The organism is Gordonia otitidis NBRC 100426, from assembly GCF_000248075.1.
In the GTDB taxonomy this organism is placed as follows: domain Bacteria; phylum Actinomycetota; class Actinomycetes; order Mycobacteriales; family Mycobacteriaceae; genus Gordonia; species Gordonia otitidis.
Map to the genome: position 1 here is coordinate 1 of NZ_BAFB01000019.1, position 23,567 is coordinate 23,567.

Consider the following 23,567-nt stretch of genomic DNA (forward strand, 5'->3'; position numbering starts at 1 on the left):
AGCGTCTGGTCGTTGAGCACACCGTAGAGCGCGCGGTAGACCGCCAGACCTGGGAGCAGCGGGGTGATGCCCGCGATGGCGACGACCAGAGGCGGGACCAGTGCGCGTCGGGCGAGCAGGCCGCCGACCAGGCCGACGCAGGTGGCGGCGAGGCCACCGGCGATCACGTCGCCGACCGGCAGGAAGACCGTGATAGAGGCGACACCCGCACCGATCAGGCCGCCGAGGAACGCGATCGGCAGGGCTCGACGCTCGGCGTAGCTCGCCAACGCGAACGCGAAGGCGGCGACGGCGCCCGCCGCGACGCGGATGGGGACGTCGACCGGAGCGAACTCCGTCGAGGTGGTGATGGTCGGTAGATAGATGCCCACCGAGCTCATCAGGCGCAATCCGATGCCGACGCCCGCGATGATGCCGCCGGTCATGAGCAGGAGTTCGAAGAACCGTGCGACGCCGGTGATCGGGGCGCCGGTGATGGCGTCCTGGACTGAACCGACCAGCGACAGCCCAGACAACAACACGACGATCCCGGCGGCGATGACCTGTGAGGGCGTGATGGACAGGCTCTGCAGACCTGTCTTCTGTCCGAGTTCGTACACCAGGGCTGCGGGGACGACGGCGATGAATCCACCGGCGACCTGCTGGAAGAAGATCGGCGTGCCGATTCTGTTGAGGCGTCGGTTGAACGTGACCGTCACCACGGTGGTCAGCCAGGCGAGCAGGGCCACGACGACGTCACCGCCGAGGAGCACCGAGATACCGGACGCCATGAGTCCCCAGGCGAACGTCGACACCCAGTACGGGTAGGGATGCTTGGCGGCGATGATCTGGTCGACGATCCGATGCGCCGTCGACGGCGTGATCGCCGAATCCCTGATGCGGCGGACCAGTCGGTCGACGGCCGCCAGGCGGGTGAAGTCCAGCGACCGGTAGTGCACCGTCTGCATGGTGGTGATCGGGGGCAGGGTCGCACCGCGCCGGGCGACGACCACGATCGTGTTGTACGTGACGTCGACGTCGACGTCTTCGACGCCGTAGACGCTCGCGACGAAGCGGATCTGCGACGAGGTGTCTATCGCGCCGGTTCCGGAGTCGAGCAGTACCGCGCCGATCTTCGTCGCGAGGTCGAGCACCTCGGTGATCGCGCCGACGTCGAACCGGTCGATCGGGCGACGCGGCGCCACCATGATGCTGCCCGGTTCGATCGTGTCGATCGTCGCCTGCCTCGTCCCGGTGAGGCGTCGGACAGCGCGCCCGATATACTCACGCACGCATGCCTCCTTAGCTCAGTGGTAGAGCACTCGCCTTGTAAGCGAGCGGTCGTCGGTTCAATCCCGACAGGGGGCTCTGACGCCCGGTCGGTCTCCCGGCCGCCGGGCCCCGCGCATCCCACCCCCGCGGTAAGTGTGGGGTCGAAGGATCATCTGGCACAAACCGCCAGTTCCGCGCCCCAACGCGCGGCTTCGGTGTTCCGATCACACCGTCGTCGACAGGCCGCGGGACTCCTATCATTGCCGCGTGAGCGATGTAGTCCGGGAAGAGCCAGTGCACGCGGTGTCAGGCGCCACGACGTATCGAGGGCTGGCGACGCGTGGCGTCGACACGTGGTGTGGAATCCGGTATGCCCAGGCGCCGATCGGCGCACTGCGGTGGCGGCGCGCGCGGATGCTCGAGCCCGAGGCGGGCACGATCTCGGCGACGGCCTTCGGCGCTGTCTCGCCGCAAGAACCCAATCCCGGTGTTCCGCTGCCGTCGGGCGCTGTCCACAGCGAGGACTGCCTGTTCCTCAACGTCTTCTCGCCTGCGGGCGCCGCCGCCGAGAACCGCAGACGACCGGTGATGGTGTGGGTTCACGGAGGCGCATACGTCTTCGGTGCGAGCAGTCAGCCGCTGTACGACGGGGCGCACCTCGCGAGCACACAGGACATCGTCGTGGTGACCGTCAACTACCGGCTCGGCGCGCTCGGGTTCGCCGACCTCGGTGCGCCCGATGGCACGACATCCGGGGGACGGTACGAATCCAACGCGGCGCTCAGCGACGTGCTGGCGGCTCTGCGATGGGTCGCCGACACCATCGACGCGTTCGGCGGCGACCCCGACAACGTGACGGTGGCGGGCGAGTCCGCGGGTGGCGGCATCGTCACGACGTTGGTGACCATGCCGGCGGCCAGGGGACTGTTCCACCGGGCGATCGCGCAGAGTTCGCCGGTGACCTCGGTGTACGACCGGGCGCGCGCCGCGTACGTCGCCGAGCGACTACCCGCAGCACTCGGCGGCGGGTCCGGTGACGTCGAGAGCTTCGCTGCGGCGGACACCGACGATGTGGTCGCCGCGACGATGAAGGCGTTCGCGGGCGTTCCCGAATCGCGTCCCGGCACCATCGCTTTCGCGCCCGTCGTCGACGGTGATCTGGTGCCGCGGCACCCGGTCGATGTCTACCGCGACGGCGAATCGTTGCCGGTGCCGCTGCTCATCGGCACGAACCGCGACGAGGCGTCGCTGTTCAAGCTCATGAAGTCACCGCTGATGCCCATCACCGAACCCGCGATCATGCAGATGTTCACGGCGATCGCCACGGAGTATCCGGAGGTCTCGCTACCGACCCCCGAGCGGGTGGCCGCAGCGTATCCCGGCACCAAGCCCAAGTCCTTGGGCCTCGGTGTGGCCCGCGACATCGCATTTCGTATGCCGACGGTGTGGGCCGCCGAGGGCCACGCGGCCGTCGCGCCGGTTCATCTCTACCGATTCGACTGGACGACGACGCTGTTGCGCCTCATGCGCATCGGCGCCTCCCACGCCACGGAACTGCCGTACCTGTTCGGCTACCTACCCACGGGTAAGGCGGGCTTCCAGTTCTGGCTCGGTGGTCGACGTACCGGCGAACGCGTCGCTGCCGACATGCAGGCGCGGTGGGGTGCGTTCATCCGCGACGGCGATCCCAACTCCGGCCTCGATTCGTCCGCGCCCGTGTGGCCTGCCTTCGTCTCGGATCGTCGGGCCACTCTTGTGATCGACGCCGACGATCGAGTCGTCGACGATCTCGACGCCGACCTGCGCACGGCCTGGGGCGACGAGGTCCTCGGATTTCGCTGACCGACCTCCACGACGTCAGGTCAACGATTGTTCACGAGAACGTAACGGATTTGCATACTCGGTTGAGACAGCATTACCCTCCCGTCTCAGGCTCTGCTTACTCGCGGGTAAGGAGTTCGTGTCGTGGAGGGGAACAATGCGTAGATTCTGGGGTACATCGCTGCTTGCCGTAGCGGTCATCACACTCGGGCTCGTCGGGATGCTCGTGGCGACGCCGCAGGCCTCGGCGAGTGATCGCCTCGACCGCTATCTGAACCTTCCGCTCGTCAACCGCGACGCGTCGCAGGGGCCCGGTGGTGTGAATGCCACACTGCCCACCGATCCGGCCGTGCTGCGCTCGCTGCTCGCCGAGGCGCGTCATCGCTCGCTCGACCCGTCGTCGTATCAGGCGTTGCTCTTCCAGTACTGGCTCGCCGACACCACCAAGGCCGCGGGTATCGACCTCGCCTCGTGGAATCCGAGGGCGGGAGTGAGTGCCAACCGTCAGAATCTGGTCCGCTCGTACCGCTTCTACGAGAACCTGCAACTCTCGCATCGCGAACTGCAGTGGGCCGGGATGGGTGGACTGGTCGGCGCCGACTTCGGTGGCGGGCTACTCGATTTCGAGCTCGCGACCAACGTCTACGACTTCGCCCGACTACAGCCCATCGCGAACGCCATTGTCGGACAGACCAACAAGACTCTCGGCCCGGTCTTCGTCGACAAGCTCCCGCGTGGTCTGCGCGCCCTGGCCCGCGTCGGCGCGACCATCTCGGCGGCAGACCTCCGCACGATTCAGGGCGACATCCTGGTGATGCAGAAGAACATCTTCTCCGACCTGATGCCGATGCACCGCGCCTACATGGTCGGCGGAGTGCCTGCGCTCGAGGAAATGTACCGCGCGGGCCTGTTCAACGGCGAGATCCTGAACGCCTGGAAGCAGATCGCGTCGAAACAGCCGGACGCGGTCGCCGCGGGCAATGCCCGACTGCTGCGCCGTGAACAGGGCGAGGTCATCAAGGACCAGTGGGACGCCACCCGCGCCTACAAGGGTGATGTCGGGGAGGCGATGACCTACGCGAGCACGGTGGCGGGCTCGCCCTCGGTTGCCGGGGTCATCCCGCCGCGATCGTTCCGGTCGATCCAGGTCCATGGGGCGGCACCGGATGGTCGTCGCGCGACATTGACTGTGCCGCTGCCGGATTGGAACTGGTCGGTCTATCCCGAACGGTGGGCCTACATCACCGATCAGCTGCTGCCCAAGTACAAGGACCAGGTCAACAATCACTGGCCGGAACTCGAAGCGACGCTGCGCAAGCCCTACGATCAGCAGCTCGAAAGCCACCGGCCGATGTGGAACATCGCGCCGATGCTGCAGTCCGCCCTGGAGACGACGAAGGTGACCTACTCATGAGTTCTTCGAGTGACGCGCGAAAAACAGTGCGCCCCAATCGACGACGTGGCGTGCTCGGGGTGGTGCTCGCCGTCGCTGCGTTGGGAGCAGCCGTGCTGTCGGCGACCGCCGCACACGCCGCGCCGCCCAACCGGACCCCGGGACTCGACGAGGTCTTCAACGGCTACGTCGTGGGCACGTTCAGCAAGGGCAGGCTCGCAAGTCCCGAAGAGGTGATCAAGCCACTCACCTCCGGCGACCCGTTCTACACAGAACCGCGGCTGCGCGGTGACGAGAAGCCCGGCACGGTGCTCAAGGCCAAGAGGGTCGACGTGCAGTTCACCGGCTTCCGGCCCGGCAACCTCGACGCCTACAAGCTCATGTACGTCACGCGTGGACTCCACGACGAGCCCGAGATCAGCACCGGAATCCTCATGGTGCCGGTCGACGGCCGCGACAACGCGACAAGGCCCCTCGTCGGATACCAGTTCGCCAACGACAGCGTCGGCGCCTACTGCCATCCCTCGACGATGTGGACCGGTGGCGATCCACTCGACGGGGCGTCGTGGTCGGCGCTCGGTCCGCTCGCGCAGATGTTCGGCAAGGGCTATGCGGTGATGATCAGCGACGTCGGCAACGACGGTGATCCGAATCCGCACGGCGTCTTCGCGGGCAAGTTCGGCGGGAACGCCCTGCTCGACGGGATGCGCGCTGCCCTCGCGCATCGTCCGGCGAAGCTGTCGAAGGACGCGCCCAAGGCGATCTTCGGTATCGCAGGCGGCGGCGTCGGAGCGGCGTTCGGTGCCGAGAAGGCCGCTGCCTATGCACCCGAACTGCACATCAAGGGCACCGTGCTCGAGGGCATGGTGGTCAATCAGCGCAACTTCATCCGCACCTCGGACGGCTCGGTGGGGTCGGGCTTCGCATTCGCGACGCTGCTCGGACTCGAGCCGCGCTACCCGGAGATGAAGATCGACGACAAACTGACCCCCGCGGGTAAGGCGCTGGCCGACGTGTTCCGCACGCAGTGCCAGACACCCGCGTACTTCGGCACGCCGTTCCTGCCGTTGAATACGCTGTTCAAGGGCGGCAAGAGCCCCGCAGACATCCCCGAATTCCAGCACGTCTACCGCGACAACGAACTCGGCCACCAGTCGCCGTCGGCGCCGGTGCTGATCGCCTCCTGCGCCAAGGACGACTCGCCGATGTCGCTGGTGCCCGCTGCCGACTCACGCAAGCTGGCCGCCACGTACCGCGCAGGCGGTACCCGCGTCGACTATCAGCCCACCGACTGCAGCATGCTGCGCTTCCTGACGAACATGTACGGCTGGGGTACCGATCTGTTCGGCATGCAGACGATCGACTGGCTCGACGCGCGGCTGAAGAGCTGATCGTCGACTCGACTACCGAGGGCAGCGTCGTCACTCCCACCTCATCTGTGTGCAGCTACCTTTCGCAGTGCCGAAGGTGGCTGTACGCAGATGAGGTAGCTGCGCATGTGCGGTGACGCATACGATCGGTTCATGACCCGAATCACGCTCAACGGCTCGTCGGTTCTGCACGACGGCGGGTTTCCCTACAGCGCAACCGTGACGTCCGGGCCGCTGCTGTTCACCGCGGGCATCGCGCCACTCGACACACAGGGGGCGATCGTCGCCGCCGACGACGTGGTCGGCCAGACCCGTCGTTGTCTGGAGAATCTGCGGGCGCTTCTCGCCGAGCAGGGCGCAACCATGGCCGACCTGGTCAAGCTGACCATCTACGTTGCCGAGCACCTACAGGCCGATCTCGCGGTCGCGTGGGAGGCCGTCGTGGCCGAGCTCGGTGAATCGGTGCCACCCGCGATGATGGCCGGGGTGACGGTGTTGCCCTACGACCAGCAGGTCGTCGAGATCGAGGCGATCGCCGCACCGTCGTCGGTGTAGCGCTGCGTCGATGACCACCAGCGCGCGACCTCACGTCACCGACGACCAGCGCCGCGCGCGGTTGATGCTCCGTCATCGCCTGGCCCCGGGAGCCCGGGCGGCGTCGCCACTCGAGGCAGCCGATTCGATGGTGGGACTGCACGCGACCAGCCCCTCGACGGTGTATCTGTCGACCTGGGCGCGTGTGCCCGGCTTTGTGCCCGTGGACATGGACCGCGCGCTCTACGACGACCGCAGTCTGGTCCGCCAACTTGCCATGCGCCGCACCATGTTCGTGATGCCGACGCCGACACTGCGCGACGCCGTCGGTGCGGTCGGGCCGCGCGTCGCGGCCTCCGAGCGGACCAACATGCTCCGCGATCTCCGGCGGAGCAACGACTTTCCCGATCCCGACGGCTGGATCGACGCGGCACGGGATGCGGTGGCGCGATTGGTCTGCGACGGTATCCCGCGTAGCACGACTCAACTGCGCGTCGCCCTGCCGGAACTCGATGGTCGCGTCACCGTCGGCGCGGGAAAGTCCTGGGGCGGAACCATGTCCATGGCTCCGCGGCTACTGAACATGATGAGTGCCGCAGGTGACATCGTCCGCGGCACCAACGACGGTCCCTGGCATCGGTCCAAGCCGTTGTGGGTCGGTATGGAGCAGTGGCTAGGCCGACCGCTCGATCCTCCTGACGTGGCAACGGGCCACGTGCGCATGATCGACCGGTGGCTGAGAGCCTTCGGACCAGGCACCGAGACCGACCTCGTCTGGTGGCTCGGCAGCACCAAAACGGCTGTGCGGGCCGCGCTGACGCAGCTCGACGTCGTCGAGGTCGACCTCGATGACGGGTCGGTCGGCTACGTACACACCGACGACATCGGGCGAGATGATCCAGTCGAACCGCAGGCGCTCCTGTTGCCAGAACTCGACCCGACGACCATGGGTCACAAACAGCGCGACTTCTACCTCGGGGAGCACGGAGCGCACGTCTTCGACTCCAACGGCAATGGGGGCCAGAGCGCGTGGTGGAACGGGCGGATCGTCGGTGGATGGTCGCGTCGCCCGGACGGATCGGTGCAGATCCACCCGTTCGAGAAGCTACCGCGTGCCGCGACGAAGGCTCTCTCGTCTCGTGCAGACGAACTCGCCGCCTGGCTGGGCGACGTGACTCCGCGGCCGGCCTTTCCTGCGCCGTTCATGCGTGGTGCGCCTCGATGAATGCGTACGGCCCCGGGCAGTCGCCGGGGGCGTGCACGCAGAGGAGATCGCGGGGCCGCAGCGCGGGGAACTACGTACACAATCGGGTCGTCAGCGCGAGGCCACGACAATAATTGTCGCGACGTCCCGCAGACGTCAGGGTTGTGTACGTGCGCGGGGCCTGAAGCCCATGGCACACGAGTGTCGGGGCGGGCGAGCAACTCTCCTGATCGCGCAGGTCAACGCTCACAGGGAGCTGCCAGCTCATCTCCAGACTGATGGCAGGCTGGAGGGAGAAGGTGTATCTGTGAACGAGATGGGTCAGGGAACAAGCCAGTTGATCAGCAAGGGCACCGGAGCCGGGCCCCGGGTACTCGTCGTCGACGACGAAACCAACATCCGCGAGCTGCTCTCGGTGTCGTTGAAATTCCAGGGCTACGACGTCGAGGTGGCGGCGGGCGGCCCCGAGGCCATCGACAGGTGCCGCACGTACAAACCCGATGTCCTGATCCTCGACGTGATGATGCCCGGCATGGACGGGTTCGGACTGCTCCGCCGGCTACGGGCAGACGGCATCGACGCCCCCGCACTCTTCCTGTCGGCCCGCGACTCCGTCGAGGACAAGATCAACGGGTTGACCATCGGTGGCGACGATTACGTCACCAAACCGTTCAGCCTCGAAGAGGTCGTCGCCCGTCTGCAGGTGTTGTTGCGTCGCAGTGGATTCGACGCGCAGGCCAAGGATTCGGCTCGGGTCACCTTCGCCGACATCGAACTCGACGACGAGACCCACGAGGTGTGGAAGGCGGGCAAGCTCGTCTCGCTCTCGCCGACCGAGTTCACCCTGCTCCGCTATTTCATGGTGAATGCGGGAACGGTCCTGTCCAAACCCCGCATCCTCGACCATGTCTGGAACTACGACTTCGGCGGTGAGGTCAATGTGGTCGAATCGTACGTGTCCTATCTGCGTCGCAAACTCGACTTCGGCGAGAAGCCGCTCATCCACACGCTGCGCGGCGTCGGGTACGTGATGCGAGAGCCACGCACCTGATGGTCGCCGTCGGGGCGCAGTCCGGCGCCGCAAGAGCTGTCGCCGCGGAGAAGTCTGAACCGGTGGCGGGTGCTGTGGTCACCAGGGCCAAGCGCGGAGTGCCGCTACGTGTTTCGTTGGTGGCACTGACGGTTCTGCTCGTGGCCGTCGGACTGTTGGTGTCCGGGATCGCGGTGACGTCGGCGATGAAGAGCGACCTGATGTCGCGCACCGACACGGGCCTGGTCACCGCCGTCGACACCTGGGCCAAGCCCAAGATGCGGATCAGCGAGTCGCCGGGCCCTCCACCGGGACCGCGTAGGCCGCCGTCGCCCTACTTCGTGCAGAGCACCTTGTACGACGGCAGCGTGATCTCCAGCAATGACTTCGACGACCAGCCGGCGATCTCGACTCTTCCAGCGGGTGACTACGGCCCGGCCACCGTCACGTCGGCAAACGACGACGGTCCGCAGTGGCGGGTGATCAAACGGTCGAGTCCGGAGGGACAGTCGATCGTGGCGATCCCGCTGACCGACGTCAACAAGACCATCTCGCGTCTGCAGTGGCTCGAATTCGGGATCGGTGCCGCGATCGTTCTCGTGATCGGAGTGCTCAGCTATCTGCTCGTCCGCTCCTCGCTGCGTCCGCTACGTCGGGTCGAGGAGACCGCGCATGCGATCGCTGCCGGAAATCTCAACATGAGAGTGCCGTCGGCCGCACCGAACACCGAGGTCGGCAGCCTGTCGTCGTCACTGAACACGATGCTGGGACAGATCCAGCACGCGTTCGCGACGACCGCCGCTTCCGAGCAGCAGGCCAGGGCGTCGGAGGAGAAGATGCGGCGCTTCATCGCCGACGCGTCGCACGAACTGCGCACCCCGCTGACGTCGATCAAGGGATTCGCCGAATTGTCGCGTAGCGGAGCGCTCCCCGACACAGGCGATGCTCTGCGCCGGATCGACGACGAGGCAGGCCGAATGGCGCTGCTCGTCGAGGATCTGCTGACCCTTGCGCGTCTCGACGCCCACCGCCCACTCAACTCGGAACCCGTTGACGTCCTGTCGTTGGCCGCCGACGCGGTGCAGGCGGCACGCGTCGCGGCACCGCAGCGGAGTATCCGACTGCAGTTCGGTGACTCCGACGAGCCGCCGATCGTGCTGGGCGACGCCTCGCGTTTGATGCAGGTCATCCGCAACCTGGTGAACAACGCCGTGGTGCACACGCCGAAGGACGCATCGATCACCGTCGGCGTCGACGTCGACAGCGGTGACACCGTCGGTGTCGGAGGCAGCCACGACGATGTGGTGATCACCGTCGCCGACACGGGCCAGGGGCTCGACCCAGCCGACCTCGAGCACGTCTTCGAGCGGTTCTACCGCGGCGACAGCTCGCGCTATCGCGGCGAGGGCGGCGGCAGTGGACTCGGTCTGTCGATCGTGGCTGCGCTCGTCGACGCGCACGGTGGTCGGGTAGGCGTCGAGTCGACGCCCGGCCAGGGTGCGCGCTTCTGGGTGCGACTGCCCCGGCTCACATCCTGAGCCGAGACTGCCGACTGTGCGCCCCCTGCCGCCGACTGTGCGCTGCCTACCGTCGACTGTGCGCTTCCTGCCGCCGACCGTGCACTGCCTGGCGTCGACTGTGCGCCCCTTGCCGCCGACCGTGCACTGCCTGGCGTCGACCGAGCATCACACCAGTCGGCGCAGCCGCGCGAACTCGGTGACGTCGTCGCGGAAACGGTCGAGTGTCCCCAGCGTGTACATGCCGTCGATCTGACGATTAACCCACAGCTGATGGATTCGGCGTAGATCTGCCTGACGTGACTTCCAGCCGATCCCGTCGATCACCGCGAGTACCAACTGTCTCGGCAGACGTACCTCCGCCATCTCCTCGATCTCGCGGACCGCATCGGTCAGTTTCGATCCCGTCGAATCGAAACCCTTTGCCGCGACGACGATGTCGGGTGCATGAGGGTCGCCGACGATGAGGTCGGCCGGGGCATCGCGACCGTTCCGGCCGACGAAGCGCCCCCGGACCGTGTAGGTCAGGCCGAGCTGCTCGGCAATGGCTTCTATCTCGTCTTCGATTCGACGACCCGACGCCCCCGCCCGGGTGGCGGTCTGCCGGGTACCCGAGCGGGCGACGAGGATGTCGGCGAACGTGTAGGTGCGGTTCAGTTGCGCGTGCAATGCGCGGACGACATCGAACTCCTCGTCCATCCACGTGACCAGCGCAACGGGCTGGGTGCGTGCGAGTTTCCGCCACGACGACGTGCCGAACCGATGGCGCAGGAGGTTGTTCAACTTCTCCTGGGACAGCCCGACCGAGAGCCGCAGGATGCTGTCTTCGTCGGGGTGTTCCCGTGCCCACACGGCCAGGCCGGTGAGGTCGGTGTCGAGCATCTCGCCGAGCGACGCAACGGCGTCGGCGATTCGGGCCGATTCCTCGGTGGCCACCGTGGGATCGACGTGAGGGGTCAGCTGTCCCAGCGAGTCAAGGTACTCGTCGAAGTCGGGTGCGTCGCTCATCGAGACGGGTTGTCGCTCAATCTCGTCCGATGAAGAGGTACTCGCTCACATCGCGCCGGGTGGCGGCGGCGTGCGTGCCGAAGCTGTACTTGTGGTCGATGGCGATGACCTCCACCGACGGCTTGACCTTGCCCAGCAGGTCGACGATGCGGTCAGCGCCGGGTAGTGCGTTCGACGAGTACGACAGCACGATCGCGCCCGCATCCTCGAAGTGCTCGAACGTGCGCAGCAGCGCGTCGTCGATGGTCCGTTTGTAGGCGAATGGCGTGAACCGCTTCGGTAGCTTCTTGGTCTTGGTGTTCTCCATGATGGTCATTCCCTCCCAGTAGACCGACAGGCCCTCGAGGAAGTGGTAGCGCTTGATGTAGTCGTTGTCGTCTGTGGGCGGCGCGTACGGGGGGTCGAGGTAGACGAGGTCGGGCGCGGCGTCGAACAGGGGACTGACGTCGAGGTCGAAGATGTCGCCGCAGGTGCTGCGATGCTTGGACCCGTTACTGAAGACCGTCGAGTTGTACTCCGACGCCCCGCGCAGCCTGAAGTGGTCGCGTAGCGACATGCGTAGGTCGCGTCGGCCGTCGGCATAGCGGGTGGCGTCGGTGAACGTGAAGACACCGCGCGGCTGTTTGCGCGCTGCCGAGAGCACCAGTGCCGAGATGGCGAGGTCGCGTCGGTATCCGCGCAGTCGGGCGATGTGCGACCACGCCGAGTCGAGGAAGGCACGGTCGGCGGCGTCGAAGTAGAGGCCGTCGAAGGTCCGTCGGATGAAGTCGCGGTCGTCGGCAGGCGGACCGCAGATCTCGTCGATCAGATCGGGCTCCAGGCGTACCGAGGAGTTGGCCACCGTCGCGCGGGTGATGATGTGCGGGAAGTTCAGGAAGTCGTTACTCGCGACGGAAAACCCCTGGGCCTTGAGCAGATACGAGACCACACCGGACCCGGAGAATGCGTCGACGGCGGTCGTGCCGCCGATGTCGGCGAATGTGCGCTCGAGGTGCGGGAGGAGCCGATACTTGGAGCCCATGTACCGCAACCGGGGGAAGCGTTGGGCGCGTGCCACCACCTCTGCGGAACCGATCGACCGGGCCCCGGACGACGCTGCAGCCGAGGGTGCAGACTGCGTCGCGGGCGCGGCGTCGGTGAACTCTCGACGACTCACAGGAAAAGAATGTCACGCCGCACTGACAAGATCGCAGGCAACACGTCGGGGCCGGCGTCGATCAGACCTAGACTGTCTCCATGGCATCGGTATTCACCAAGATCATCAACGGAGAACTACCCGGTCGTTTCGTGTGGAAAGACGGGCAGGCCGTCGCATTCCTCACCATCGAGCCGGTGACCGAGGGCCATGTTCTGGTCGTACCGCGTAAAGAGGTCGATCACTGGGAGCAGATGGACACGGCGTCGTTCACCCATCTCGCCGACGTCGCGCAGCAGGTGGGCAGGGCCGTCAAGGCGGCATTCGACGCTCCGCGGATGGGTCTGCTCATCGCGGGCCTCGAGATACCGCACGTGCACCTCCACGTCTTCCCGGCCAAGAGCATGGAGACGTTCGACCTCAGCAAGGCCCGCAAAGACATCACCCCGGAGGAACTCGACGCCGACGCCGAGAAGATCCGCGCAGCCCTGCGCGCCACCGGGTACGGGGAGTACGTCGCCGACTGATCCGCCCATGACTGCACCCATCGGCCGGTGATAGAACACGAGTCGCCCTGGCCGACCCAGCACTCACCTCCTTGACGACGCTCGTCACGTGATGCTCTGCGAGTTCGTAGTGTCGCGGGCTCGAGGCCGGTGGATGCGCGACAGCGCACACGTGTCAGTGCGGGTCGACCTGAAGGTCTCGCGCGTGCTGAGGCGTGCCGTCGTGTCGCCGCATCCGAGGCGATGTATGGAGTTCTCAAGGGTCGTGTGTCCGGCGCCGACGTGACGCCGGACAGTGGGTGCCTTACGGAGGGCGCACGCGTCGCCTGCCGGGTAGAGAACGCGGGATACGGGCAGTGTCGATGAGGTGGGGGGAGTCGATGAGGTGGGGGGTCGATGAGGTTAGGCGACGGAGGTTGTTGTGTGCTGCCCGGCGGCGGGTTCAGGCGGCGACGTCGTCGAATCGCATGGTTCGTCGGTTGTAGGCGGGTAGTGGTGTGCGGTGGGGGTCGACGCTGGCGGGTGGTATGAGCCAAGAGTGGCGGTCGTGGCCCATCACGATGTCCCAGTCGCTGGCGTGGATGTGTGCGTGGCAGGAGGGGCAGAGTAGGCAGCCGTTGTCGAGATCGGTTGCGCCGCCGTCGATCCAATGGTGGATGTGGTGCACGTGAGACCACGAGGCGGGGCCTCCGCACTTCACGCAACATTCGTCACGGATGACGATGGCCTGGCGTAGGTGGTGTGGGAACAGTCGTTTGGTGTGGCCCATCTCGAGCGGCACTGTCTCGCCGTTGATGACGACCTCGGTGAGTGAGGCGTCGCATCCGAGTGCTCGAGCGGTCAGTTCGGTGATCGGTCCTACCCAGGGCAGGCGGGCCGGTTCTGGGGTGTCGGCGTGGACGAGTAGCGCGAGGTTGGTTCGGGGCGCAGTGACGAAGGGTGTCGATCGCTGCGGCGAGGTCGAGGATCTGCTCGAGGGCTTCGGTGCGTCGCTGTCCGACCGAACGTCTGTCAGGTGAGCCGTCGGGTTCGGTGCGTTCGGCTGAGAGTGAATCGAGTGCGGTGTTCAGCTTTTCGGCGAGCACCACATCCACGTCGCCACGAATCTCGGTGCGCCCCTCACCGTTCTGTGTGATCGAGAGAGTGTTGATGGTTCGGTCTTCGGCTGCGGGGATGCCACCATTCTCTCGCACGTGCTCGTTTGCTCGACCGCGTGCGGCCAACGCGATCTCTCGCGGTGTGGCCCCCGACAAACCCTGTGCGATGAGTGCGCGTTCGTGGTCGAGTCGCTCGTCATTCGAAAGCCTTTCCGCAGAGCGCTTCTCGATGTGGGCGAGTCCGGACACCATCGCCGACGTGTGCTCGCTCGAGAACACGCCGTCTTCAACGTAACCGGGCAGTCGCTGCAACGTCGCCATCGCCATGCCGATCTGCAACCAGCGCGTGGCGGTTGCAGGCGCCGCGCCCATCTCCATGAGCAGAACGCGCGTCTTGCCACCCGGCCCCGCGACCTTGAGTCTGTCCATCGCGGCAGCATGCGTGGATATCATAAAGTCGATGACATTGCGCATCGTCATCAATGTCTTTGTCGCATCGTATATCTCGCGGCCGGAGGCGTCGTCGTCGAGGCGGATCTCGCGGAGTCTCTCGAGGAGGGCGGGGAGCGGGGGCATATGTCCATTATGTGTAGAACGGTTGTTCGAGTCAAGGGATCGGATCAAGAAATATCAGCGAAAAATACTGCACGGCAACGTGATTCGATCACACACACTTGCCCCGTAACCAATTGTAGCGACCGCCTACGACACTTTCGGAGCGTCGAGTTCGGTTATCCACAAGCGGCATCGACCCTGTGCGGCTCGATCACATCATCGCTTGTGCGGCAACGGTAGTGGGCGTGCTCGTGACGGCGCCCGCAGGCGCATGCAACGACATCCGTCGGCGCGACTGCGCGGGGCTACGGTGCGGTACCCGCGAACTCCCGCGACCAACGGTCCGATAGGTCCGACGACGAGTCCTGGTGACTGCACAAGGACTGGCGCACAGTTTCTGCGACGCGAGCCGTCGGATTGCGATGCGCTGCGTGCCGTCACCACGACGGATACCTCTGCCATCCGAGATGCGTGCGAACGGTGGCATAACGCGCGTCGGCGACCTGATTGCAGATACACGTGTTGTCGACAGACGCGAGTGAAGCTCTCCGCGCATCTGTCAGGAACACGTGTATCTGCGCGCCACAGCAGTAGCTGTCGGCACACTCGCCCACATACTTCGCGTTATGGGCGGATCAGACGCTCCGGTGGATGAGCAGCGGCATGACGGCGGTGGCGCCCGCCTCGCGTAGTGCCGCGGCGGCCAGGGTGATCGCCCACCCCGACCGCGACTCGTCGACGACGAGCAGCACCTTCTGACCCGCGACCTCGGCTGGTGGTTCGCCGAGATGGTCGCGCCAATACGTCGCCTCGACGGCGCCGGGGGCATCCCGATCGGGTGGGTTGCCCTGCCGAACGGGTAGATGTCCGCCCGGTCGCTTCCCGACGATGCGCAGATGCTCTGCCAGCTGGTCGGCCAGGTTCGTGCCGGTCAGACGTAACGACATGATCATGTCCGGTCGCTGTCCGGACTGGCGCACCCACGCCGAGAGCGTCGACACCGCGGCGTCACCGAGGTCGCCCAAGGCCTGCCGGTCGTTGTCGCGGGCTGCCGCCAACAGATCAGCCCATTCCGGGGCATCGGCATGTGCCAGTACCCGTCCGGGTTGGGCTGCGAGGTCGTCGGCGATTCGTCCTCGACGCCCGAAATCGCCGCCAGGCCACATCTTTCGCGGTTCGAGGATCTGTGCGGAGCGGCGGAGTTCGCCGGTGATGGTGCGCACGACGGCAGGATCGACATCGGCGGTCAGCGGTGGCGTCAAGCTCCCTGTGCACACCGAACACCGGCCGCACGGTTGCGCCTGCGGATCGTCGAGCGACTCGGTGAGCAACTGCATCAGACACCGACGGCCTGCGATGTAGTCGCGCATGATGTCGGCCTCCCGACGCCGGACCTCGACCACCCCGTCGTAGTGCGCGGCGTCGTAGGTCCAGGGCACACCTGTCACGGACCAGCCGTCGGGGCCGCGTTCGGTCGCGCCGTCGACCGCGAGCTGTTTGAGCATCAGCTCGATGCGTCCGCGCCGCTGCCCGGTCGCGGCCTCCAGGGATGGCACCGACATCGGTTCGTCGGACCGGCGCAGCGCGTCGAGCACGGTATCCATCTTCGCCGGATCGGGGATGGTCGCGGTCGCGAAGTACTCCCACACAGAACTGTCCGTATGAGATGCCAAGAGCATCACGACGGCGTCGTCGAGCGCACGGCCCGCACGCCCGACCTGCTGGTAGTACGACACCGGTGACGGCGGCGACCCGACATGCACCACGAAACCCAGATCCGGTTTGTCGTATCCCATCCCGAGCGCCGAGGTCGCCACCAGGGCTTTCACCTGGTTGTGCAGCAAGGCGTCTTCGAGGTGGTGGCGACGGTCGGCGTCGAGCTGCCCGGTGTACGCCTCGACGGCGAGTGAGTCGCCGTGCACTGCACGGATGGCATCGACGAGCCGTTGCGCGTCGGCGACGGTGAGCACGTACACGATCCCCGAACCGGGAAGCTCGGGCAGGTGCTGGGCGACCCAGCCGTATCGGTCGATTGGCGACAAACCGTCAATCACGTTCAGGTGCAACGAGCTACGCGCAAGCGGACCGCGCAGTACCAGCGTCTCCGACTGCCCGCCGCCCGCGCTCAGCTGCGCCGCGACGTCGTCGGTGACCCGACTGTTGGCCGTGGCAGTGGTGGCGAGGACAGGCGTCTGGGGATTGAGTGACTGCAGGACGTCGGACACCCGGCGGTAATCGGGCCGGAAGTCGTGACCCCAGTCGGAGATCGCATGCGCTTCGTCGATGACGAGCAACCCGATCTCACCGGCCAACGCGTCGAGCACCCGCCTGCCGAACCCGGGATTGGCGAGACGCTCGGGCGAGACGAGCAGCACGTCGAGGTCGCCGGAGCGCAGCGAGGCCTCGATCTCTGACCACTCGTCGACGTTCGACGAGTTGAGCGTCGCCGCACGCAACCCGGCCCGCTGAGCTGCGGACACCTGGTCGCGCATGAGGGACAACAGTGGCGACACGATCAGCGTCGGCCCACGCCGATGCGATCGCAGGATCGCCGTCGCGGTCCAATACACCGCCGACTTTCCCCACCCCGTCGCCTGCACCACCAGAACACGTGGCCCGCTCGCTTCGCTCCCGGCGCCGGGCACACGTGGCCCGCTCGCCCGGTCGGTCGATCCCACCAACCCCGCAACCGCGCGGAGCTGGTCGTCGCGTAGGCGGGCGCCGTCGCCCGCGAGACTGGTGATCACGGCGTCGGCGACAGCCTGGTCGTCGTCGGAGAGCTGGAGGGGTGTGCTCGTCATGCCCGCCAATCTAGTGACGGGTACCGACGACAGCCTTTTCCCAGGCCAGACGTTCACAGGAAGCTGGCAGGGTTGACGCAGAGTGGACGAAGTTTGCCCCTCGAATCTGTTAGTCATGACGACAGAAGCCCTCCCGCAGGCCGCTGCACCCGTGACGATCGTCGCCGACACCTCGCCCGATGCTCCGGTACTCGACATCGTCGTTCCGGTCTACAACGAAGAGGCCGACATCGCCGACTGCCTCCGCCGATTGCACGACCACCTCCGCGCCCACGTCCCGTTCACGGCACGCATCACCGTCGCGGATAACGCCAGCACCGACAACACAGTCACGATCGCCGCCGAGCTCGCCGGTGAACTCGGTGGCATCCGCGTCGCGCATCTCGACCAGAAGGGTCGCGGGCGGGCACTCAAGGCGGTGTGGATGCGTAGCGATGCGCGGATCGTCGCCTACTGCGACGTCGATCTCTCCACCGATCTCAACGCACTGATGCCGCTCATCGCGCCGCTCGAATCGGGCCACTCCGACATCGCGATCGGTTCGCGACTCTCCCGCGGATCGCGCGTCGTGCGCGGACCGAAGCGCGAATTCATCTCGCGCTCATACAATCTCATCCTCCGCACGACGATGCGCGCGAAGTTCTCCGACGCCCAGTGCGGGTTCAAGGCCATGCGCACCGATCTAGCGCGTCAGGTCCTGCCGTACGTCGAGGACACCGGATGGTTCTTCGACACAGAGTTACTCGTGCTCGGTGAGCGGATCGGCCTGCGCATCGCCGAGGTCCCGGTCGACTGGGTCGACGACCCGAACAGCACCGTCGACATCGTCTCCACAGCCGTCGACGACCTCAAGGGGTGCGCACGTGTGGGCTACGCGCTCGCGCGCGGCCGCCTGCCGATCGCGGAAATGAGGTCGACGGTCGGTCGCGCACGGACCGCCGGTCCCGATATCGCGGGCGTGCCCCACGGCATGGTCGGCCAACTCGTTCGATTCTGCGTCGTCGGCGCGGCGTCGACGGCCGCCTACGCCGTGCTCTACCTGCTGCTGCATTCGATCCTCGGCTCGCAGGTGTCCAATTTCGTCGCCCTGGCGGTGACCGCGGTCCTCAACACCGCGGCCAACCGAAAGTTCAGCTTCGGGGTGCAGGGTCGCGAGGACGCGCTCAAACACCAACTCTTCGGTTTCGGCGTCTTCCTCTTCGGCTGGGTGGTCACCGCGGGTGCGTTGGCGGGCCTGCACTCGTTCGCCCCCGGCGCCTCCAAGCACGTCGAACTGCTCGTGCTGATCGTCGCGAACCTCGTAGCCACCGCGACCAGGTTCGTCGGTCTGCGCTGGGTGTTCCGCGCGCACCTGAGACGCACGGCCGAGGCAGCGGAGTGATGTCCCCGCACATGAACGGTCACCGCAAGCGCCAACCACCGCAAGACCTGAGCACCTCTGAGCGAGAAGCGAGACGATGACAAGCACCACAACCGCATCGGTGACGGCCCCGGATTCCCGGGGCCACGCCCGCGTCGACGACCATGCTGCGACGCCGGTCCGCGCCCGCCTCTGGCAGCGACTGTCGCTGGGCGCGCTGTTGATCGCGACGACGATCATCAACCTGTGGAACCTCTCGGCCAACGGCTGGGCCAACTCGTTCTACTCCGCCGCCATCCAGGCCGGCTCGCAATCGTGGAAGGCGTGGTTCTTCGGGTCGTCGGACATGGCGAACTCGATCACCGTCGACAAACCGCCCGCGTCGCTCTGGATTCCGGCACTGTCGGTGCGGGTCTTCGGGCTGAACTCGTGGGCGATCCTGGTGCCCAACGCGCTGATGGGCGTGGCGGCGGTGGCGCTGCTGTATTGGATGACCCGTAAGTACTTCGGGCACTGGGCGGGCATCCTCGCGGGCGCGACGCTGGCGCTGACGCCCGTCGCGGCGATGATGTTCCGGTTCAACAACCCGGAGGCGCTGCTCATCCTGTTGATGATCGCCGCGGTCTGGGCCTGCCTCAAAGCTGTTGAGACAGGACGGCTTCGGTGGATGATCCTCGTCGGAGTGTTCGTCGGCTTCGGCTTCCTCACCAAGCAGCTGCAGGTGATGCTGATCGTGCCGGGCCTCGCCATCACCTACTTCGCGTTCGGACCCGGCGGTTGGGGCCGACGCCTCGCATACTGCTTCGCCGCGCTCGGCGCGATGATCGTCAGCGCGGGATGGTGGCTGCTGGCCGTCGCACTCTGGCCGGTCTCGTCCCGACCCTGGATCGGTGGCTCCCAGCACAACTCGGTGATGGAACTGACGCTGGGTTACAACGGCTTCGGGCGCCTGAGCGGTAACGAGACCGGGAGTGTCGGACCGGGAATGGGGCGTGGCTCCTACGGTGGCGCCGCCTTCGGGCCCGGCGGGATGGGCGCCGACATCGCAGGCGGCGGTGGCCCCGGCGGTCCGGGCGGGCGCGGCGGCATGTGGGGACAACCCGGTCTGCTGCGTATGTTCCAACCGGAGCAGGGCGGTCAGATCGCATGGCTCATCCCGTCCGCGCTGCTGCTCGGTATCGCCGCACTCATCATCATCGGTCGCGCAAGGCGCACGGACACCCGTCGTGCATACCTAGTGGTGTGGGGACTGTGGCTGCTGGTCACGATGGGTGTCTTCAGCTTCATGGCGGGCATCTTCCACAGCTACTACACGGCGGCGCTCGCTCCGGCGGTGGCAGCGGTACTCGCCGGCGGTGCTGCAGTCGCCTGGCGTGCGCGAGACCACGTCTGGGTGCGTTGCGTCCTGGCCGCGGCGGTATGGATCGCCGCGATCTGGGGGTTCGCGCTGCTCGCGAGGTCGTCGGACTTCGTGCCGTGGCTGCGCTATGTGGTGTTGTTCCTCGGGATCGTGGGCGGGGCGGCCATGCTGTTCGCGCACCGCGCGTATCTCGGTGCGCTCGCCATCACGATGTCGGTGATCGCGGCGATGGCCGGTCCGTTCGCCTACACCGTCGACACGATCACGACGGCCAAGCAGGGATCGATCATCAGCGCGGGACCTCGCGTCGACGGTGGCTTCGGCCCGGGTGCGGGAATCCGCATGGGTCGCGCGGGCTTCGGGGGGACACGCGGCATGTCGCCCATGGCGGGCGGTCCCGGCCAGCTCGGTCAGGCGGGCCAGCAACCCGGGCAGCCTGGTCAGGCGGGCCAACAACCCGGGCAACCGGGTCAGGTGGGCCAGCAACCCGGACAGGGCCAGCAGGGGCAGACGTGGCAGCCCGGGCAATCCCAGAACGGTACGGGTTCCCGATTTGCAGGCGCGCGGGGCGGGATGGGAGGCCCCGGCGGCGGGCTGCTCAACGGATCGAAGCCCAGCGCGCAGATGCTGGCGCTGCTGAAAGCCGATGCCGGGGACTTCACCTGGGTGGCTGCGGCGGTCGGGTCGAACACGGCCTCGGGCTACCAACTCGAATCCGGGTATTCGGTGATGCCGATCGGCGGATTCAACGGCACCGATCCGTCGCCGACGCTCGCGCAGTTCCAGAATCTGGTGAAGCAGAGGAAAATCCACTACTTCATCGGTGGTGGCGGTTTCCCGGGCGGAGGCTCTGACAGCACCAGGCCGTCGAGTCAGATCACACAGTGGGTGGAGCAGAACTTCACCGCGAAGACGGTCGATGGTGTGACCGTGTACGACCTGACGGCACATAACTAACGGCAGGCAGGAGTAGCGGGGCCCGATCGACAAGCGCAGATTGGAATCATTCCAGTGTCCGTTGTGCGAACTGCCGTTGCCGCCTGGTGACATTAAGGTTCATCAACGTGGCAGTGACGATCGGACATCGGCTGAGCCGGATGACGGGCCGCGACCCTCACGAGGAGCGACGCGCAGCGACCAACCTGGAATTGTTCTTCGACCTCGTCTTCGTGGTGGTCTTCTCGGTCGCCGGGACTCAGGTCGCCCACTACCTGGCTGAAGGGCATTGGCGTACAGCCGTCTTCGGATATGTGCTGTGTACCTTCGCGGCGATCTGGGCGTGGATCAACTTCAGCTGGTTCTCGTCGGCCTTCGATACCGATGACTGGTTCTTCCGCGTCATGGTGTTGGTGCAGATGGTCGGCGTGGCGATCCTCGCCTTGGGCGTCGCGCCGGTGTTCTCGTCGATCGACCACAACGAGCATGTCGACATCCGGGTCCTGGTGACCGGATACGTGGTGATGCGACTGGGGTTGCTGACGCAGTGGCTGCGAGCGGCTTCGCAGAGCACGAGGTATCGCAGGACATGTCTGACCTATGCGCTGATGATCTTCATCGCCCAGGTCATGTGGGTGATCGTCGCGATCGTCGATCTCGCGTTGTGGCCCACCATCGTCGCGATCCTGGTGTGTGCATTCGTCGAGATGCTCGGTCCGTGGATCGCCGAGAACAAGATGGAACCGACGCCGTGGCACCCGCACCACATCGCCGAGCGGTACTCGCTGCTGACGATAGTCACTCTCGGCGAAGGGGTGGTCGGGACCGTTGCCGTACTGCAAGCCGTCGTCGAGGAAGAGGGCTGGACGACGTCGTCGGCGGTCTTCGGTCTCTCTGCCATGGTCATGACCTTCGCCATGTGGTGGATCTACTTCACGGTTCCCGTCGGCGACGCCCTGCACACCAACAAGGCCAAGTGCTTCGAGTGGGGGTACGGACACACGGTCATCTTCATGGCGGCGGCGGCGACCGGGGCAGGACTCGAGGTTGCTGCCCTGTGGACCGAACACGAGGCGACCATCAGCGCCGGGGCCGTCGTCGCCTGCGTCGCGGTGCCGCTGGGAATCTACTGTCTGTCCGTGATCGGCATGTACGACTATCTCGTCAAGTTCGATCCGACGTCAGTGTTGTGTGCGGTGGGAACCGCAGTCCTACTCGTCGCCGGGGTGTGGATGGCTTTTGCCGGGGTGTCGCTGACCGCCGCCATCGTGGTGGTCACCTTGGCACCGGTGTTCGTCTTGATCGTCGACGAGGTGTTCCGCGTGCCCCGGCGCGCGCGAGTGTTGCTGGCGATGGGGGTCGACGCCGCGGTCTAGAACCTGCGCAACCTGTGCTGCTCGCCGCGGTGTCCACCCACTAGAGTCGTGGGCGTGCGCGTACTAGTCATCGGCTCGGGCGGCCGTGAACACGCCCTTCTCCTCGGCTTGTCCCGCGATCCGTCGGTCTCCGATCTGCACGTCGCCCCCGGTAACGCGGGCACCGCTGCGCTCGCCACCAACCATGCCGTGGACGTCGCGTCGGCGGACGCGGTGGTGGCACTCGCGCGCGAGGTCGCGGCCGAGCTCGTGGTCATCGGCCCCGAGGTTCCCCTCGTCCTCGGTGTGGCCGATGCCTTGCGTGAGGCCGGTTTCGCGACTTTCGGTCCCGGGGCCCGGGCGGCGCAGATCGAGGGCTCGAAGGCCTTCGCCAAGGACGTCATGGCCGCTGCCGGGGTACGGACCGCGCACAGCGAGGTCGTCGACAACCCAGCGAAACTCGACGCCGCTCTCGATCGTTTCGGACCCACCTGGGTGGTCAAGGACGACGGTCTCGCAGCGGGTAAGGGTGTCGTGGTCACCACTGATCGCGCCGCTGCGCGCAGCCACGCCGCCGAATGCCTGGAGATCGGACATCCCGTACTGCTCGAGAGTTTTCTCGACGGACCGGAGGTCTCACTGTTCTGTCTTGTCGACGGCGACACCGTCGTGCCGCTGATCCCGGCGCAGGACCACAAGCGTGTCGGCGACAACGACGCGGGCCCCAACACGGGCGGTATGGGCGCGTACACGCCGCTGCCGTGGTTGCCCGACGACGTCACGCGGCAGATCGTCGACGATGTGGTGAAACCCGTTGCCGCGGAACTGGTGAGACGGGACACCCCGTTCTCCGGCCTGCTCTACGCCGGGCTCGCCATCGGCGCAGACGGACCGGCTGTCGTCGAATTCAACTGTCGCTTCGGCGATCCCGAGACGCAAGCGGTGCTCGCGTTGCTGAAGTCCCCGCTGGGACAGACGCTCAACGCGACGGCAACCGGGACCCTCGCCGACCTCCCGCCGCTGGAGTGGGAAGACGGTGCTGCGGTCGTGGTGGTGATCGCGGCGGAGAACTACCCCGGAAAACCGCGCACCGGCGACGCCATCATCGGCGCTGGCGGGGAAGGCGTGCTGCACGCCGGGACGGCCCTCGACGCCGCAGGGCAGGTCGTGTCATCCGGCGGACGTGTGCTCGGGGTGCTCGGCGTTGGAGCCGACCTCGCCGAGGCGCGCGCGCAGGCCTACGAGCGGATCGAGGCAATCAAGTTGCCCGGTGCGCATCACCGGACCGACATCGGCAGGGCCGCGCTCGACGGCGAGATCAGTATCTGACCCCG

General features: G+C 66.4%; 16 protein-coding genes, 1 tRNA gene and 1 pseudogene. 13 read left to right on the forward strand and 5 right to left on the reverse strand.

From position 1 onward, the window contains the following. On the reverse strand, positions 1-1,271 hold a 1,271-nt coding region (locus GOOTI_RS01975; RefSeq protein ID WP_007236871.1), incomplete at its 3' end, for a threonine/serine exporter family protein. 4 nt (positions 1,272-1,275) lie between these two features. On the opposite strand from GOOTI_RS01975, the gene GOOTI_RS01980 reads away from it, so the two are divergent. From GOOTI_RS01980 to GOOTI_RS02015, 8 genes are all read left to right on the forward strand, one after another. Then, a tRNA-Thr gene (locus tag GOOTI_RS01980) sits at positions 1,276-1,347 on the forward strand. A gap of 171 nt (positions 1,348-1,518) precedes the next feature. After that, positions 1,519-3,093 carry a carboxylesterase/lipase family protein gene (locus tag GOOTI_RS01985; protein ID WP_051997835.1) on the forward strand — a complete coding sequence of 525 codons (1,575 nt, stop codon included), beginning with the start codon at positions 1,519-1,521 and terminating at the stop codon, positions 3,091-3,093. A 136-nt stretch (positions 3,094-3,229) separates the two neighbouring features. Continuing rightward, positions 3,230-4,486: a hypothetical protein gene (locus GOOTI_RS01990; protein WP_007236873.1), complete on the forward strand. Its 1,257-nt coding sequence runs from the start codon at positions 3,230-3,232 to the stop codon at positions 4,484-4,486. Continuing rightward, on the forward strand, positions 4,483-5,856 hold the full coding sequence (locus GOOTI_RS01995; RefSeq protein ID WP_051997836.1) for a lipase family protein: 1,374 nt from the start codon (positions 4,483-4,485) through the stop codon (positions 5,854-5,856). The genes GOOTI_RS01990 and GOOTI_RS01995 overlap by 4 nt, the downstream gene beginning before the upstream one ends. 132 nt (positions 5,857-5,988) lie before the next feature. Next, on the forward strand, positions 5,989-6,390 hold the full coding sequence (locus GOOTI_RS02000; protein ID WP_039993158.1) for a RidA family protein: 402 nt from the start codon (positions 5,989-5,991) through the stop codon (positions 6,388-6,390). Between the two features lie 10 nt (positions 6,391-6,400). Then, positions 6,401-7,594 carry a winged helix DNA-binding domain-containing protein gene (locus tag GOOTI_RS02005; protein ID WP_007236876.1) on the forward strand — a complete coding sequence of 398 codons (1,194 nt, stop codon included), beginning with the start codon at positions 6,401-6,403 and terminating at the stop codon, positions 7,592-7,594. A gap of 295 nt (positions 7,595-7,889) precedes the next feature. Then, entirely contained in the window at positions 7,890-8,624 is a 735-nt protein-coding gene (locus GOOTI_RS02010; RefSeq protein WP_051997837.1) for a response regulator transcription factor, read from the forward strand. Beyond that, positions 8,624-10,141, forward strand: a complete 1,518-nt coding sequence (locus GOOTI_RS02015; protein ID WP_007236878.1) for a sensor histidine kinase — start codon at positions 8,624-8,626, stop codon at positions 10,139-10,141. Before GOOTI_RS02010 ends, GOOTI_RS02015 begins: the two co-directional genes overlap by 1 nt. 147 nt (positions 10,142-10,288) lie before the next feature. Here GOOTI_RS02015 and GOOTI_RS02020 read toward each other — a convergent pair whose 3' ends face one another. Next, entirely contained in the window at positions 10,289-11,128 is an 840-nt protein-coding gene (locus GOOTI_RS02020) for a hypothetical protein (protein ID WP_007236879.1), read from the reverse strand. A 16-nt stretch (positions 11,129-11,144) separates the two neighbouring features. Then, the gene (locus GOOTI_RS02025) at positions 11,145-12,284 is read right to left on the reverse strand and encodes a DNA adenine methylase (protein ID WP_007236880.1); all 1,140 of its coding nucleotides are present in this window, start codon (positions 12,282-12,284) and stop codon (positions 11,145-11,147) included. Between the two features lie 80 nt (positions 12,285-12,364). Here GOOTI_RS02025 and GOOTI_RS02030 point away from each other — a divergent pair, with 80 nt between their 5' ends. Next, positions 12,365-12,790, forward strand: a complete 426-nt coding sequence (locus GOOTI_RS02030; RefSeq protein ID WP_005207423.1) for an HIT family protein — start codon at positions 12,365-12,367, stop codon at positions 12,788-12,790. Positions 12,791-13,211: 421 nt separating this feature from the next. On the opposite strand, the pseudogene GOOTI_RS02035 reads toward GOOTI_RS02030, so the two are convergent. Further along, a pseudogene (locus GOOTI_RS02035) lies at positions 13,212-14,442 on the reverse strand (HNH endonuclease). A 614-nt stretch (positions 14,443-15,056) separates the two neighbouring features. Further along, the gene (locus tag GOOTI_RS02040) at positions 15,057-17,222 is read right to left on the reverse strand and encodes a DEAD/DEAH box helicase (protein ID WP_007236883.1); all 2,166 of its coding nucleotides are present in this window, start codon (positions 17,220-17,222) and stop codon (positions 15,057-15,059) included. Positions 17,223-17,337: 115 nt separating this feature from the next. Between GOOTI_RS02040 and GOOTI_RS02045 the strand changes: the two genes are divergently transcribed. The 4 genes from GOOTI_RS02045 (at position 17,338) to purD (ending at position 23,562) form a co-directional block, all read left to right on the forward strand. After that, positions 17,338-18,603 carry a bifunctional glycosyltransferase family 2/GtrA family protein gene (locus GOOTI_RS02045; RefSeq protein WP_007236884.1) on the forward strand — a complete coding sequence of 422 codons (1,266 nt, stop codon included), beginning with the start codon at positions 17,338-17,340 and terminating at the stop codon, positions 18,601-18,603. Positions 18,604-18,679: 76 nt separating this feature from the next. Next, positions 18,680-20,899, forward strand: coding sequence for an ArnT family glycosyltransferase (locus GOOTI_RS02050; protein WP_007236885.1), 2,220 nt, complete (start codon positions 18,680-18,682; stop codon positions 20,897-20,899). 140 nt (positions 20,900-21,039) lie between these two features. Then, a complete protein-coding gene (locus GOOTI_RS02055; protein WP_039993157.1) occupies positions 21,040-22,254 on the forward strand; it encodes a low temperature requirement protein A in 1,215 nt (404 codons plus the stop codon). Between the two features lie 54 nt (positions 22,255-22,308). Then, positions 22,309-23,562: a phosphoribosylamine--glycine ligase gene (purD, locus tag GOOTI_RS02060; RefSeq protein WP_174299104.1), complete on the forward strand. Its 1,254-nt coding sequence runs from the start codon at positions 22,309-22,311 to the stop codon at positions 23,560-23,562. The last annotated feature ends 5 nt before the right edge of the window (positions 23,563-23,567 follow it).

What these genes read in the sequence shown, in the direction of transcription:
- GOOTI_RS01990 (WP_007236873.1), top strand. Translation starts at nt 3,230, where the DNA reads ATGCGTAGATTCTGGGGTACATCGCTGCTTGCCGTAGCGGTCATCACA.
- GOOTI_RS01995 (WP_051997836.1), top strand. Translation starts at nt 4,483, where the DNA reads ATGAGTTCTTCGAGTGACGCGCGAAAAACAGTGCGCCCCAATCGACGA.
- GOOTI_RS02000 (WP_039993158.1), top strand. Translation starts at nt 5,989, where the DNA reads ATGACCCGAATCACGCTCAACGGCTCGTCGGTTCTGCACGACGGCGGG.
- GOOTI_RS02005 (WP_007236876.1), top strand. Translation starts at nt 6,401, where the DNA reads ATGACCACCAGCGCGCGACCTCACGTCACCGACGACCAGCGCCGCGCG.
- GOOTI_RS02010 (WP_051997837.1), top strand. Translation starts at nt 7,890, where the DNA reads ATGGGTCAGGGAACAAGCCAGTTGATCAGCAAGGGCACCGGAGCCGGG.
- GOOTI_RS02015 (WP_007236878.1), top strand. Translation starts at nt 8,624, where the DNA reads ATGGTCGCCGTCGGGGCGCAGTCCGGCGCCGCAAGAGCTGTCGCCGCG.
- GOOTI_RS02020 (WP_007236879.1), bottom strand. Translation starts at nt 11,128, where the DNA reads ATGAGCGACGCACCCGACTTCGACGAGTACCTTGACTCGCTGGGACAG.
- GOOTI_RS02030 (WP_005207423.1), top strand. Translation starts at nt 12,365, where the DNA reads ATGGCATCGGTATTCACCAAGATCATCAACGGAGAACTACCCGGTCGT.
- GOOTI_RS02040 (WP_007236883.1), bottom strand. Translation starts at nt 17,222, where the DNA reads ATGACGAGCACACCCCTCCAGCTCTCCGACGACGACCAGGCTGTCGCC.
- GOOTI_RS02045 (WP_007236884.1), top strand. Translation starts at nt 17,338, where the DNA reads ATGACGACAGAAGCCCTCCCGCAGGCCGCTGCACCCGTGACGATCGTC.
- GOOTI_RS02050 (WP_007236885.1), top strand. Translation starts at nt 18,680, where the DNA reads ATGACAAGCACCACAACCGCATCGGTGACGGCCCCGGATTCCCGGGGC.
- GOOTI_RS02055 (WP_039993157.1), top strand. Translation starts at nt 21,040, where the DNA reads ATGACGGGCCGCGACCCTCACGAGGAGCGACGCGCAGCGACCAACCTG.